Origin of the sequence: Rhizobium sp. 'Codium 1' (genome assembly GCF_020889605.1) — a bacterium.
Classification (GTDB): Bacteria; Pseudomonadota; Alphaproteobacteria; order Rhizobiales; family Rhizobiaceae; genus Allorhizobium; species Allorhizobium algae.
On record NZ_JAJGPW010000007.1, the window covers coordinates 25,601 to 38,265 of the forward strand.

Consider the following 12,665-nt stretch of genomic DNA (forward strand, 5'->3'; position numbering starts at 1 on the left):
CGGACAATCGAGGAGACGACCATGACCGCCTATGATCCGAACAACATCTTCGCCAAGATCCTTGCCGGCGACATTCCGTCGGTCAAACTCTATGAAGACGAAGACGCGCTCGCCTTCATGGACGTCATGCCGCAGGCGCCCGGTCATCTTCTCGTGATCCCGAAGGCTGGATCGCGCAACCTGCTCGATGCCGATCCGGCCGTGCTGTCGAAGCTCATGCCGGTCGTACAGAAGCTCGCCAATGCGGCGAAAGAGGCCTTCGAGGCCGACGGCATCTTTGTCGCGCAGTTCAACGAGCCCGCTGCCGGGCAGACCGTTTTCCACCTGCATTTCCACGTGATCCCAAGGCATGACGGCTTGCCGCTCAAACCGCATGCCGGTGGCATGGCCGATGTCGAGGTACTGAAAGCGCAGGCAGAGAAGATCAAGGCTGCGCTCTGAACAGGTGCCGTCAATGAGGGCCGAACGTCCGAGGTCAGCCGACAATCCCACCAAACACCAGTGCGGCCGCAGCCCCGACGAGCGCGAGAAGCATGATCGGGAACGCACGGGGCGAATGTGTTGAGCGGATCCGGGGAGACCGTTTGCGCAGATCCTCCGGGAGAACCTTGAACCGGGGCGGATCGCCGTGCTTCAGTGTTCGGAAGCGTACTACCTTGGACATTTCGCTTTCCTTTCTTGACCGATATTCACGATCTGGGAGGCGAAATGTGGCAAATCCAGCGATCACACGCCTCTGTGATCGCATGCGACCTCAGAGCCAGAGCAGGCCAGCCCCCAGGATTGCCAGGGGGACGACGACCCCAACGACGACGCGTTGGCCCGAGAGCAGGAAGGCTGCGAAGCCGAGACCTGCGGCCGCCAGCCTGAGCCAGAGTGGCGAGTTTTCCAACATGCCTGAGGGAAAGACGACCAGTTTCGCGGTCACTGCCATGACGAGTGCGGTCGCAACCGCCCTCACCCAGTTCAGCACCTCGGAGCCCTCCCGCAGACGATTTCCGGCAATGACGCCCAGCCAGCGCCACATATCGGTCGCGAGCCAGCCGGCGACGATGATGACGACATAGGGCCAGTAATCCACCATCAGACCAGCTCCTCCACCGGCTCGTCCTTTATCGGCTCTGCGATCGCCGAGGCCTTGCCGCCCCGGATCGCGTAGCGATCGAAGAGATAAGCCAAAGTCCCGCCGCCGAGACCGGCGATCAGGATGTCAAAGCCTGGCACAACGGCTGCCAGAAGCGGCCCTGAGACGATGCCGACGACGAAGGCGACCTTGACGACGGACTGACGTCCGGTCGCCCATATCGAAGCGATGAAATAGACCGGCGTGAGGAAGAAGAGGAGACCCGCCACGACTGGGGGGAAGCTCGCCACCAGCCCGTAGCATACGCCGACGAGGATGGTGTTGACCGTTACCAGCGTAATCCCGAACCCGGCGAAATAGGAGACTCGCGCCTCCCGCGGCACGGTCTTGAAACTCCCCATGGCGAAGACCCAGGCCGTGATCGCGATGAAATGGGACAAGAGGAGCAGGAGCCATGTCGGCGTGCGCTCGGTCCGCATTTCCGGCACCAGCGAGGCCACCATCGGCATCATGCGGATCGATGACAGCGAGACCGCGAGAAAGATCGCGAGCAGGTTTGCGCCACTTGTCATCGTGCCGATCAGGATCATCTTGGCCGGCAATGCCCAGACGGTCGCCGTCATGAACATGGCCTCGGCGCGCGTGATGCCAGATTGCAGGGCAAAAGCCGAAAAACCCACGAAGGAGATCATCAGGATGATCGCGGGCAGACTGAAGAGTCCGCGCATGCCGGTGAAAAACCACCGAATTTGTGAAATATCGGAGGGAGCCGAAGACATCTGAAATTCCGGATCGGCAAAAAGAAAGTGCCGGGCTTTGCGCCCGGCACGGTTTTTTCATGGACGTCGGCGCTTACTTCTTCTTCGGTACCTTCGGCACGGCCGACCGTTTGGGCTGCTTGGGCGCCTCGTCGATCACGGCAACGTCGCCGTCATCTTCAACGACGGAAGCCTTCGAGACCGGCTTGCGCTTGGCCTTGGCCGGCTTGGCCTGGGCCACCTCGGCTGATGGCTTCGGCTTGACCGGTGCCACTTCTGAGATCGCTTCCAGATCGAGGACCTCGTCGCCCGCCTCGTCGGTCTTGGTGCCGACCTTCACGACACCACCCTTTTTCAGCTTGCCGAACAGGATCTCGTTGGCCAGCGGCTTCTTGATATGCTCCTGAATGACACGGCCCAACGGACGGGCGCCCATCTTCTCGTCGTAGCCATTCTTCGCCAACCAGGCGATTGCAGGCTCCGACAGGTCGAAGGTGACGTTGCGTTCGGACAGCTGGGCCTCCAGCTGCATGACGAACTTCTGCACCACCTGGTGGATGACTTCCGTCGGCAACGGCGCGAACGGGATCGTCGCGTCGAGGCGGTTGCGGAATTCCGGAGTGAAGAGGCGGTTCAACGCTTCCTCATCCTCACCCGAGCGCTTCGACGAACCGAAGCCGATTGCCGACTTCGCCATCTCCGATGCGCCCGCATTCGTCGTCATGATCAGGATCACGTTGCGGAAGTCTATCTTCTTGCCGTTGTGGTCCGTCAGCTGGCCATGGTCCATGACCTGCAGCAGGATGTTGTAGATATCCGGATGCGCCTTCTCGATCTCATCGAGCAGCACGACCGAGTGCGGGTGCTGATCGACGCCATCGGTCAAGAGACCGCCCTGGTCGAAGCCGACATAGCCGGGAGGCGCCCCGAGAAGCCGCGAGACGGTGTGCCTTTCCATATACTCCGACATGTCGAAGCGCAGGAGTTCCACGCCAAGCGACGAGGCCAGTTGCTTGGCGACTTCCGTCTTGCCGACGCCTGTCGGGCCGGAGAAGACGTAGGAGCCGATCGGCTTGTTCGGTTCGCGAAGACCCGCACGGGCGAGCTTGATCGCCGTCGACAGGGCTTCGATCGCCTTGTCCTGGCCGTAGACGACCGAGCGCAATTCCTTTTCCAGATTGGCGAGAACCATCTCGTCGTCCTTGGATACGGTTTTGGGCGGGATCCGGGCCATCGTCGCGATGGTGACCTCGATCTCCTTTTCGGTGATCAGCTTGCGGCGCTTGGACGCCGGCAGCAGCATCTGGGCTGCACCGGTTTCGTCGATCACGTCGATCGCCTTGTCCGGCAGCTTGCGGTCGGAGATGTAGCGGGCCGAAAGCTCGACGGCCGACTTGATCGCCTCGTTGGTGTAACGCAGCTTGTGATAATCCTCGAAATAGGGCTTCAAGCCCTTCATGATCTCGATGGCATCATCGATCGACGGCTCATTGACGTCGATCTTCTGGAACCGGCGGACAAGTGCGCGGTCTTTTTCAAAGAACTGCCGGTATTCCTTGTAGGTGGTCGAACCGATGCAGCGGATCGCCCCAGAAGAGAGCGCCGGCTTCAAGAGGTTCGACGCGTCCATGGCGCCGCCGGAGGTGGCACCTGCCCCGATCACCGTGTGGATCTCGTCGATGAACAGCACAGCGCCCGGATACTCCTCGAGTTCCTTGACAACCTGCTTCAGCCGCTCCTCGAAGTCACCGCGATAGCGCGTGCCGGCGAGCAGCGTGCCCATGTCGAGCGAAAAGATCGTCGCGTCCGCGAGGGCTTCGGGAACCTTGCCCTCGACAATGCGCTTGGCAAGCCCTTCGGCGATTGCCGTCTTGCCGACGCCGGGATCACCGACATAAAGCGGATTGTTCTTGGAACGACGGCACAGAACCTGGATCGTCCGGTTCACTTCGCTGTGGCGACCGATCAAGGGATCGATGCGGCCGGTCTTGGCCTTTTCGTTCAGGTTGACGCAGTAAGCCTTCAAGGCTTCCTGCTTGCCCTTGGCAGCACCTTCCTCGGGCTCGCGTCCCTGCTTGGCTTCGGGTTCTCCCTCGTCGGAACCACGGGGGCTCCGAACCTGCGAGGCGCCAGGCCGCTTGCCAATGCCATGCGAGATATAATTGACCGCGTCATAGCGGGTCATCTCCTGCTCCTGCAGGAAATAGGCGGCATTGCTCTCGCGTTCGGCGAAGATCGCAACGAGGACGTTGGCGCCGGTCACTTCCTCGCGACCGGAGGACTGGACATGGATGACGGCCCGCTGGATGACACGCTGGAAGCTCGACGTGGGCTTCGAGTCCTCGTCGTAACCCGTGATCAGATTGGCGAGATCGTTGTCAACGAAGTCGGACACGGTCTTGCGAAGGGAATCAAGGTTGACGTTGCAGGCCCCCATCACGGCGGCGGCGTCGGCGTCATCGATCAGCGCGAGCAGCAGGTGCTCAAGCGTCGCGTATTCGTGGTGACGCTCATTGGCGTAGGTCAGTGCCTGATGCAGCGCTTTTTCGAGGCTGGGCGAAAATGTTGGCACGTCTGATCCTCACTTCTTTTCCATGACGCATTGAAGCGGATGTTCATGTTGCCTGGCGAAATCCATCACCTGTGAGACTTTGGTTTCGGCGACTTCGTAGGTGAAGACACCACATTCGCCCACTCCATGATTGTGAACATGCAGCATGATGCGGGTGGCAGCTTCCCTGTCCTTCTGGAAGAAGCGCTCCAGGATATGGATCACGAATTCCATCGGCGTGTAGTCGTCGTTCAGAAGCAGGACGCGATACAGATCGGGCTTCTTCGTCTTCGGCTTGGTGCGGGTGATCACCGAGGTGCCGCGATTGGCGTTTTCCCCGTCACCCTGGCTTTGCATGAAGACCGGCTTTGCAGTCATTTCAGTTCATTCTCCGTTGTCCGGCCGGTTTGCCGTTACACATCGGTGCGGACGAACACTCAGCACAGTAAGGTAGTTCATTATGCGGTGATTTTAAGCCCCCTGGACATCAGTGACGACAATTTGTCACGAAGACCGCAATGGCGAGAAGATTGAACAATCAGGTTATAGCAGCGGGTACAAATGACAAGACCGGCCGTGCAGGGCACGGCCGGTCTCGCATGTTACGCGCAAGCTTCGATCAGGCGGCAGCAGACATCGGCGCCATGGCCTTGCCCACAACGCCCTCATAGGGCTTGTAAGCGACCTTGGCGAGATCGGCATACATCTCGCCCATCTTGGTCGCTTCTGCGACAAAGCTCTCATAGGAAGACTTCATGAAGGAGGTCTGCAGCTCGAATGCCGCCTCGACGCTCTTCACCGAGGTCAGGGCTTCCATGTAGGAAGCCATGTCCTGGAATGACTTCTTGGAGTAGTCCGTTGCTTCCGTGGCAATCGCCTGGAAACCCTTGGTCACCTCCGAATAGTTCTTCATCATGGTGTCCATGGCTTCTTTGCTCTTCTTGCTGGCGTCATCGATGTTGAACATGCGAACACTCCTCCCTTGTCAGGCATATCAGATAGCCCAAAGATAGCAGTCGCAGAAAATCGGTCAAGCAATTTTGTGCATTGCACAACAATCGTCAATTGTAAGCCGGACAACATATAAGGGGCCGTACCCATCGGCACAGCCCCCTTTGCAACGCGTATCGAAGGCTTCTCGCCGCCAGACGTGGCCGCCAATGGCCCGACAATCAGAGATCGACGTCGAGGATCGCCATCGAGAAATTGTAGGAGAGATCGCCGTCTTCATCATCCTTGAAGACCACGCCGAGAAACTCGTCACCGACATAGACTTCAGCAGAATCGTCCTTGCGGGGACGAGCCTTCACGCTCATCGTCGGGTTGAAGGTGCGCTTGAAATAGGCGTCGAGCTTCTTCAGTTCTTCCGGCTTCACACTGTCTCTCCATGGACTGTTTTCGGGGAGTGGTCGAATTGCGCGCTTGTCGCACGGCCTTTCCGCCGATGTAAAGCCGCAAAGAAAAGTTTGCCCCGGCAAGCCGGATCGCCCTCGGCCCGGCGCATCGCGGACGCCTCAGATCTCCGAGGCGATCATCTGATCCATCGAGCGGCTCGGCTCGGCACATCCCGCCTCACCGACCACCCGCGCCGGAACGCCGGCGACCGTGGTGCATTTCGGCACGGGCTTGAGAACCACGGAACCGGCGGCAATGCGCGAGCAACTGCCGACTTCGATATTGCCGAGCACCTTGGCCCCTGCCCCGATCAAAACGCCGTCACCGATCTTCGGATGGCGGTCGGCGCCTTCCTTCCCGGTGCCGCCGAGCGTCACGCCATGCAGGATCGACACATTGTCACCGATGCGGGCCGTTTCACCGACGACCAGCCCCGTGGCATGATCGAGGAAGATACCCTTGCCGATGCGTGCGGCCGGATTGATGTCCGTCTGGAACATGTTCGACGATCGGCTCTGCAGATAAAGCGCGAAGTCCCGGCGTCCGTTCTTCCACAGCCAATGCGCCAGACGATGCGTCTGGATGGCATGGAAGCCCTTGAAATAGAGGACCGGCTCCATGAACCGCGTGCAGGCCGGATCGCGATCGTAGACGGCCTGTATGTCGACCCTCAGGATCGCGCCCCATTCCGGCCAATCTCTCATCATGGCTTCGAAGGCCTGACGCAGGACAATCGCCGGCACGTCCGAGTGGTCGAGGCGCTCGCAGATCCTGTAGATTACACAATCCTCCAGCGAGCGGTGGCTCAGCACCGTCGAATGGAAGAAGGCCGCCAGCATCGGATCGCGATCAGCCGCCACGCGGGCTTCGTGCCGCAGGCTGTCCCAGATCGGATCCATGGACTTGACGGTTTCTGTCTTGAGGACGTCGTTGTGTGCGACCATTGCAGGTCTCCTCGTTCGTCTTGGAATGGCATTATATAGTCGAACACCTGTCGAACTCAAATGGGGCACGCATGAAACAATCGCACAGCTTTGCCACTGGCTTTATCAAGGCTTTCTGTGAAGCTGGAACGGGGCTTCTGGTGCTCGACAATCCGCAACGGAAAAATGCGGTAACGGCAGCCATGTGGCGCGCAATTCCGGACGCCATACATTGGCTGCATGTCGACGCCGGCGCCCGGGTCATCGTGCTGGCCGGCGGCGGTCATGCAGACTTCTGTGCCGGAGCAGACATTTCGGAATTTAGCGAATTAAGGAAAGATGCGGCGACCGCCCGGATCTACGAAGCATCGAACAGCCGCGCCTTCGCAGCCATCCGCGAAGCACCTGTCCCCGTCATCGCGGCGATCCGAGGCGTCTGCTATGGCGGCGGCTTCGGTCTGGCCGCAGCCGCCGACCTGCGGCTCGCCTCCTCCGATGCCGTCTTTGCGGTGCCCGCCGCCCGGCTCGGCCTCGCCTATCCGGCCGATGCCGTTCAGGATTTCGTCCGGAGCCTAGGCAGTCAGCTGGCACGGCGCTCGCTCTTCACCGGTGGAGCCCTCAAGGCTCAGGAACTCCTGGCCAGCGGTTTTCTGTCCGAACTGACAGGCCCCGACGATCTGGATCAACGGGCGCAGATCCTCGGCGATACGATCGCAGCCAATGCCCCCCTGTCCCTGCGAGCCTCCAAGCTCGCCTTGCGCGCCGTCGAACAAGGCGATGACGACCTCCTGCGCGAGGCCGAAATCATCGGTGCATCGACCTTCGAGAGTGACGACTATCGTGAAGGCCGCGCAGCTTTCGCCGAACGCCGCCGGCCGATTTTCACGGGGCGCTGAGGGTCAGCGGCGCTCAAGTTCGGAATGGAAATCCAGCACCGCCTTCTTGAAGACCCTATCGCCAACGGCCAGCATGTGGTCACGGTTGGGAATGTCGAGCGCTATGGCACGCGGCATCAGCGCGGCCAGCTCATGCGGCGAGCCGGCGATATCGTCCCTCGTCCCGACACCGATCAGACAAGGCAGATCGACCTTGGCAATGTCCTCGCGGCGCACCAGGTCCCGAGAGGTTCGGATGCAGGCCGCAAGCGCCAGCCGGTCCGACTTCGTCTGGTCCGCGAAGGCGCGGAACATGCGGCCACGTTCGTGGACCACGTCGGAAATCGACGAAGCAAGCAGCGCGTCGGCGATCGGATCCCAATCCCCCACACCGTCGCACATGCCGATGCCGAGCCCACCGAAAACGAGCGAGCGTACGCGGTCGGGATGCTCGATGGCAAGGAAGGCAGAGATGCGGGCGCCCATCGAATAGCCCATGACATGGGCGTCGGCGATGCCGAGATGGGTCAGCAGGGCGGCTGCGTCCCCGGCCATGGACGTCGGGTGATAGGCTTCAGGATCATGCGGCTTGGCGCTGGCGCCATGGCCGCGATTGTCAATGGCGATGACCCGATAGCCTGCATCTCCCAGCGTCCTCAGCCAGCCGGGAAAAACCCAGTTGACGCTGGCTGTCGAGGCAAAACCGTGAATGAGCAAAACCGGGTCGCCTGCGGGATCGCCGTCGTCGAAATAGGCGAGTTCGAGGCCTTCGTTGCGAAAGCTGGAAAACGATGGCGCGTCGAGATTCATCGATCAGTCCTTGTGAACCGGGGTAAGCCTGGGCGGGCAACCATAGCCAAGACCTTCCTGACATCAATTGCCGCATGCGGATTTTCTGTGATTTTTGCCAGGTGCTGGCTCTACACATTTGCGAAGGAGGGCGCTAATGTCCGCGCCAATTCGCAAAGCATTTTCGGAGCAAGACATGGCCGGCCACACCATTCCCCATTTCCAGAACGACGGCGGTCATCGCGTGATCGAAGTCGGCGTGAAGGAATTCATGTGCACCGGCGCATCCGTGCCCTACGACCATCCGCACATCTTCATCGATATGGGGCATGACAATGAAAAGGTCTGTTCCTACTGCTCGACACTCTATCGCTACAATCCCAGCCTCAAAGCTGAACAGACCAACCCGCCCGGCTGCGTCTTTCACGTCAAGGCTGCGTGACCGCAGGGGTCACGATCGGCACCATCCCCATGTCCATCAAGCACGCCGCCATCGTTGGAGCTGGGGTGGCGGGCCTGACCGCTGCCCTGTCCCTTGCACGAAAGGGCATTTCATCCGACGTCATCGAGCAGGCGCCCCAACTGGGGGAGGTCGGCGCGGGTTTGCAGCTTTCGCCGAATGCCACGCGGGTTCTCGATTCCCTTGGCGTTCTGAGCGAACTCGAACGCCACTGGTACGAACCCCGTGCCATCAGCCTTGTTTCCGGCAGGGACCTCAGACATCTCGCCGAAGTGCCGGCCGGAGATTTCGCCCGGAAGCGCTGGGGGCATCCTTATGGTGTATTGCATCGCTCGACGCTGCAGCAGGGGCTGATGCGCGCTGCTCTCAATCAACCGCTCTGCCAGTTGCATCTCGGTCACCGGGTCCAGGGGATCGGGGCGGATGCACTGACCTCGATCACCGGTCGAAAGCCGGATCTGGTGATCGGCGCTGACGGCGCCTGGTCCGTCGCCCGCGATGCAGTCCCCAGCAGCCCCACCGTCAGCTTCTCCGGCAATATCGCCTGGCGCTTCACCCTCAGCCGGGATGCGGCGCCCGCATTCCTGTCGCCAGACGGTGTAACGGCCTATCTCGGCGCCAAGGCACATCTCGTCAGCTATCCGCTGAAGGAGATCGACGGCTTCAATCTCGTGGCCATCGCTGCCGGCACGAGAAGCGACGAAAGCTGGGCCATCGATGCGGATGCGGCGCGGCGCGCCATGCTGCTTGAACAGTTTTCAGGCTGGCATCGCGACATCAGAACAATTCTCGCCGGCGCGGAGAGGCCCACCTTCTGGCCGCTCTACCAGGCATCTGACGGCAATTGGCACAATGGGCGCGATACGGTCCTGATCGGTGATGCGGCGCATGCCATGATGCCTTTCTCCGCCCAGGGGGCTGCAATGGCGATCGAGGACGCGTTCTCGCTCGCCTCGCATGTCACTCGCGCACCCCTGCCCTCCGCGCTTGCGGCTTTCTCGATCGAGCGCAAGGCGCGCACTGCCCGGGTCAAATCCCGCGGCGACTTCAACCGCTTTGCCTATCACGCCCGAGGGCCAATCAGAATCGGGCGGGATCTCGTGCTCTCTCTCCGGCCTGCGGAAAAGCTCGCCGCCGATCTTGACTGGCTCTACGGCCACCAGATCGGCGACTGACAACGGGCCTGCCCGTCAGACGGCGGCTGCGGCTGCAGCAAAGCCGCGTTCAAGATCGGCCTGGATATCCTCAACATTTTCCAGCCCGATCTGCAGACGGATCACGGCCCCATCGGTCGGGCCCTTGCGGATCCTGCGATCATCCAGGTTGACGTGCACTGCCAGGCTCTCATAACCGCCCCAGGACCAGCCGAGGCCGAAGATCTGCAGCGCATCGAGAAAGGCATGGGTCTTTGGCTTGATCTTCTCCGGCGAAGGCGCCGGCAGCACAAAGGAAAAGACGCCGCTCGCGCCCTTGAAGTCGCGTTTCCATAGGGCGTGACCAGGGAAAGATTCGAGAGCCGGATGCAGGACACGCGCCACATCATCGCGTGCCTCGAGCCAGCGGGCGATCGAGAGCGCGCTCTTGTAGTGATGCTCTAGCCGGAGACCCATCGTCCGCAGGCCGCGCAGGATCTGGTAGCTGTCATCGGGGGCGCCGCAGATACCGAGCGTAATGTTGGCTTCCTTGAGCACCGGCCAGTGCTTGGCATTGGCCGAGACCGTGCCCATCAGGATGTCCGAATGACCAGAGGGATACTTGGTTGCAGCATGGATCGAGATATCGGCACCGAAATCCAATGCCTTGAAATAGAGCGGCGTCGCCCAGGTGTTGTCGATCGTCACCACACAATCATGCTTGTGAGCCGCATCCGAGATGGCGCGAATGTCCTGCATCTCCATCGTGTTGGAACCAGGCGCTTCGGTATGCACGAGCTTCGTGTTCGGCCGGATCAGACGTTCGATGTCGGCGCCGATCTCCGGATCGTAATATTCCACCTCGATGCCGAGCCGCGTCAGCATCGTGTCGCAGAAGTGGCGGCAGGGCGAGTAGACGGAATCGACGATGAGCGCATGATCCCCCGCCGACAGGAAGGCGAGGAAGGGTACGGTGATGGCGGCGAGCCCGGATGGGACGAGGATCGTGCCGGCCGAGCCCTCAAGCTCGTCGATCGCATGGCAAAGAGCATCCGTGGTCGGCGTACCGCGCGTCCCGTAGGTGTAGGTCTGAGAGCGCGTTTCCATGGCCCGTGCATTGGGAAAAAGCACCGTTGAAGCATGAACGACAGGCGGATTGACAAAGCCGTGGTAGTCGGCCGGATCATAGCCGATATGGCACAGTTTCGTGTCGGTGCCGGCGGTGGCCAGCCAGTCTTTCGGTTTGCTCATGGTATCAAGATTCCTCACGGTGGGATGCCGTGGTTCTCGCGCCTCAGGCGGATCCGGTCAAGTTGCACGAACCAACGATCCAAAGCGCAAGTCTTGCAGTTCACGTATATCAGCACAGACAAAAAGGCGTCATTTTCATCACCTTAGGCTAAAAACCACACATTTTTGCCTAATCGGAGGGCGATTTTGGCAAAAATGCGCTTTTGTGGCCAATCTGCGGCATAAAGACTTGACCCTGCAAGATTTTGCGACTGAGATATAAAGGCTCGCACCGGGAGGCCGTGAGCCGACGTGCGCTGCTTTTGGGCAGAAGGCCGTCGCTGGAATACAACAAGAGAAAAAAGGTTGGGAAAAATGAACAACAAGTTCCTGTCAGCCGCCATTGGCGCTGCAGTCCTGGGTTTTGGCGCGTCCGCAGCTTCCGCTGCCGTGCTCGATGACGTGAAGGCCAAGGGTTTCGTCCAGTGCGGCGTGAACACGGGTCTCGCCGGATTCGCTTCGCCGGACGCAGCCGGCAACTGGACCGGCTTCGACGTCGACTACTGCAAGGCCGTTGCTGCCGCCGTCTTCGGCGATGCCACGAAGGTCAAGTACACGCCGACCACAGCCCAGAGCCGCTTTACTGCCCTGCAGTCCGGCGAAGTCGACATGCTCGCCCGCAACACCACCTGGACCATCAGCCGCGACACCGCGCTCGGCTTCAATTTCCGCGCCGTCAACTACTATGACGGCCAGGGCTTCATGGTCACCAAGGGCCTGAACGTCAAGTCGGCTCTCGAACTGTCGGGCGCCGCCGTCTGCGTCCAGTCCGGCACCACGACCGAACTCAACCTCGCTGACTATTTCAAGGCCAACAACCTCGAATACAAGCCGGTCGTTTTCGAAAAGCTGGAAGAAGTGAACGCCGCCTATCAGGCCGGCCGTTGCGACGTCTACACGACCGACCAGTCGGGCCTGTACTCGCTGCGTCTGACGCTCACCAACCCGGACGAGCACGTCATCCTGCCGGAAATCATCTCCAAGGAGCCGCTCGGACCGGCCGTTCGTCAGGGTGACGACCAGTGGTTCGACATCGTTTCCTGGACGCATTACGCACTGGTGCAGGCCGAAGAATTCGGCATCACCCAGGCCAACGTCGATGAAATCAAGTCGACCACCACCAACCCCGACATCATGCGCTTCCTCGGCTCTGAAGCCGACACCAAAATCGGTACCGACCTCGGCCTGACCAATGATTGGGCCTACAACATCATCAAGGGCGTCGGTAACTACGGTGAAGTGTTCGAGCGCAACATCGGCGAAACCACCCCGCTCAAGATCGAGCGCGGCGTGAACGCTCTGTGGACCAAGGGTGGCCTGCAGTACGCACCGCCGGTCCGCTAAGATCCGGCTGACCTTGCGAGGCGGCGAAAGCCGCCTCGCGCATATCAGGACCAAGTGTTCAGA

The 12,665-nt window shown here is 60.6% G+C and carries 15 protein-coding genes; 5 read left to right on the forward strand and 10 right to left on the reverse strand.

Annotated features, from left to right (window positions below):
* Nucleotides 1–21: 21 nt before the first annotated feature.
* Nucleotides 22–441 (forward strand): HIT family protein, encoded by a 420-nt coding sequence (locus LJE98_RS16310; protein WP_229576282.1) that lies wholly within the window; start codon nucleotides 22–24, stop codon nucleotides 439–441.
* Nucleotides 442–475: 34 nt separating this feature from the next.
* On the opposite strand, the gene LJE98_RS16315 is transcribed toward LJE98_RS16310, so the two are convergent.
* The 8 genes from LJE98_RS16315 to cysE form a co-directional block, all read right to left on the reverse strand.
* Nucleotides 476–664: a hypothetical protein gene (locus tag LJE98_RS16315; protein ID WP_229576283.1), complete on the reverse strand. Its 189-nt coding sequence runs from the start codon at nucleotides 662–664 to the stop codon at nucleotides 476–478.
* Between the two features lie 90 nt (nucleotides 665–754).
* Nucleotides 755–1,084, reverse strand: a complete 330-nt coding sequence (locus LJE98_RS16320; RefSeq protein ID WP_370660321.1) for an AzlD domain-containing protein — start codon at nucleotides 1,082–1,084, stop codon at nucleotides 755–757.
* A complete protein-coding gene (locus tag LJE98_RS16325) occupies nucleotides 1,084–1,863 on the reverse strand; it encodes an AzlC family ABC transporter permease (RefSeq protein ID WP_229576284.1) in 780 nt (259 codons plus the stop codon). The genes LJE98_RS16320 and LJE98_RS16325 overlap by 1 nt, the downstream gene beginning before the upstream one ends.
* A 73-nt stretch (nucleotides 1,864–1,936) precedes the next feature.
* Nucleotides 1,937–4,414, reverse strand: coding sequence for an ATP-dependent Clp protease ATP-binding subunit ClpA (gene clpA / locus LJE98_RS16330; protein ID WP_229576285.1), 2,478 nt, complete (start codon nucleotides 4,412–4,414; stop codon nucleotides 1,937–1,939).
* Between the two features lie 9 nt (nucleotides 4,415–4,423).
* Nucleotides 4,424–4,771, reverse strand: a complete 348-nt coding sequence (gene clpS / locus LJE98_RS16335) for an ATP-dependent Clp protease adapter ClpS (RefSeq protein ID WP_102019968.1) — start codon at nucleotides 4,769–4,771, stop codon at nucleotides 4,424–4,426.
* A 241-nt stretch (nucleotides 4,772–5,012) separates the two neighbouring features.
* Nucleotides 5,013–5,360 carry a phasin family protein gene (locus LJE98_RS16340; RefSeq protein ID WP_229576286.1) on the reverse strand — a complete coding sequence of 116 codons (348 nt, stop codon included), beginning with the start codon at nucleotides 5,358–5,360 and terminating at the stop codon, nucleotides 5,013–5,015.
* 205 nt (nucleotides 5,361–5,565) lie between these two features.
* Nucleotides 5,566–5,769, reverse strand: a complete 204-nt coding sequence (locus LJE98_RS16345) for a DUF3126 family protein (protein WP_006728476.1) — start codon at nucleotides 5,767–5,769, stop codon at nucleotides 5,566–5,568.
* Between the two features lie 138 nt (nucleotides 5,770–5,907).
* Nucleotides 5,908–6,732 carry a serine O-acetyltransferase gene (gene cysE, locus LJE98_RS16350; RefSeq protein ID WP_229576287.1) on the reverse strand — a complete coding sequence of 275 codons (825 nt, stop codon included), beginning with the start codon at nucleotides 6,730–6,732 and terminating at the stop codon, nucleotides 5,908–5,910.
* A 71-nt stretch (nucleotides 6,733–6,803) separates the two neighbouring features.
* Between cysE and LJE98_RS16355 the strand changes: the two genes are divergently transcribed.
* Entirely contained in the window at nucleotides 6,804–7,607 is an 804-nt protein-coding gene (locus tag LJE98_RS16355) for an enoyl-CoA hydratase-related protein (protein ID WP_229576288.1), read from the forward strand.
* Between the two features lie 3 nt (nucleotides 7,608–7,610).
* Here the strand turns inward: LJE98_RS16355 and LJE98_RS16360 are convergent, their stop codons facing one another.
* A complete protein-coding gene (locus LJE98_RS16360) occupies nucleotides 7,611–8,396 on the reverse strand; it encodes an alpha/beta fold hydrolase (RefSeq protein ID WP_229576289.1) in 786 nt (261 codons plus the stop codon).
* Nucleotides 8,397–8,571: 175 nt separating this feature from the next.
* Between LJE98_RS16360 and LJE98_RS16365 the strand changes: the two genes are divergently transcribed.
* Both LJE98_RS16365 and LJE98_RS16370 read left to right on the forward strand, forming a co-directional pair.
* Entirely contained in the window at nucleotides 8,572–8,817 is a 246-nt protein-coding gene (locus LJE98_RS16365) for a zinc-finger domain-containing protein (protein WP_136540631.1), read from the forward strand.
* 29 nt (nucleotides 8,818–8,846) lie between these two features.
* The gene (locus LJE98_RS16370) at nucleotides 8,847–10,010 is read left to right on the forward strand and encodes an FAD-dependent monooxygenase (RefSeq protein ID WP_229576290.1); all 1,164 of its coding nucleotides are present in this window, start codon (nucleotides 8,847–8,849) and stop codon (nucleotides 10,008–10,010) included.
* Between the two features lie 15 nt (nucleotides 10,011–10,025).
* Here LJE98_RS16370 and LJE98_RS16375 read toward each other — a convergent pair whose 3' ends face one another.
* The gene (locus LJE98_RS16375; protein WP_229576291.1) at nucleotides 10,026–11,219 is read right to left on the reverse strand and encodes a cystathionine beta-lyase; all 1,194 of its coding nucleotides are present in this window, start codon (nucleotides 11,217–11,219) and stop codon (nucleotides 10,026–10,028) included.
* A 354-nt stretch (nucleotides 11,220–11,573) separates the two neighbouring features.
* Between LJE98_RS16375 and LJE98_RS16380 the strand changes: the two genes are divergently transcribed.
* Complete coding sequence (locus tag LJE98_RS16380; protein ID WP_229576292.1) at nucleotides 11,574–12,602, forward strand: amino acid ABC transporter substrate-binding protein; 1,029 nt, start codon at nucleotides 11,574–11,576, stop codon at nucleotides 12,600–12,602.
* Nucleotides 12,603–12,665 lie beyond the last annotated feature (63 nt).

Bases quoted from the DNA above. Each gene is read 5' to 3' on its own strand.
- LJE98_RS16310 (WP_229576282.1), top strand. From the start codon at position 22: ATGACCGCCTATGATCCGAACAACATCTTCGCCAAGATCCTTGCCGGC.
- LJE98_RS16315 (WP_229576283.1), bottom strand. From the start codon at position 664: ATGTCCAAGGTAGTACGCTTCCGAACACTGAAGCACGGCGATCCGCCC.
- LJE98_RS16320 (WP_370660321.1), bottom strand. From the start codon at position 1,084: ATGGTGGATTACTGGCCCTATGTCGTCATCATCGTCGCCGGCTGGCTC.
- LJE98_RS16325 (WP_229576284.1), bottom strand. From the start codon at position 1,863: ATGTCTTCGGCTCCCTCCGATATTTCACAAATTCGGTGGTTTTTCACC.
- clpS (WP_102019968.1), bottom strand. From the start codon at position 4,771: ATGACTGCAAAGCCGGTCTTCATGCAAAGCCAGGGTGACGGGGAAAAC.
- LJE98_RS16340 (WP_229576286.1), bottom strand. From the start codon at position 5,360: ATGTTCAACATCGATGACGCCAGCAAGAAGAGCAAAGAAGCCATGGAC.
- cysE (WP_229576287.1), bottom strand. From the start codon at position 6,732: ATGGTCGCACACAACGACGTCCTCAAGACAGAAACCGTCAAGTCCATG.
- LJE98_RS16355 (WP_229576288.1), top strand. From the start codon at position 6,804: ATGAAACAATCGCACAGCTTTGCCACTGGCTTTATCAAGGCTTTCTGT.
- LJE98_RS16360 (WP_229576289.1), bottom strand. From the start codon at position 8,396: ATGAATCTCGACGCGCCATCGTTTTCCAGCTTTCGCAACGAAGGCCTC.
- LJE98_RS16365 (WP_136540631.1), top strand. From the start codon at position 8,572: ATGGCCGGCCACACCATTCCCCATTTCCAGAACGACGGCGGTCATCGC.
- LJE98_RS16370 (WP_229576290.1), top strand. From the start codon at position 8,847: ATGTCCATCAAGCACGCCGCCATCGTTGGAGCTGGGGTGGCGGGCCTG.
- LJE98_RS16375 (WP_229576291.1), bottom strand. From the start codon at position 11,219: ATGAGCAAACCGAAAGACTGGCTGGCCACCGCCGGCACCGACACGAAA.
- LJE98_RS16380 (WP_229576292.1), top strand. From the start codon at position 11,574: ATGAACAACAAGTTCCTGTCAGCCGCCATTGGCGCTGCAGTCCTGGGT.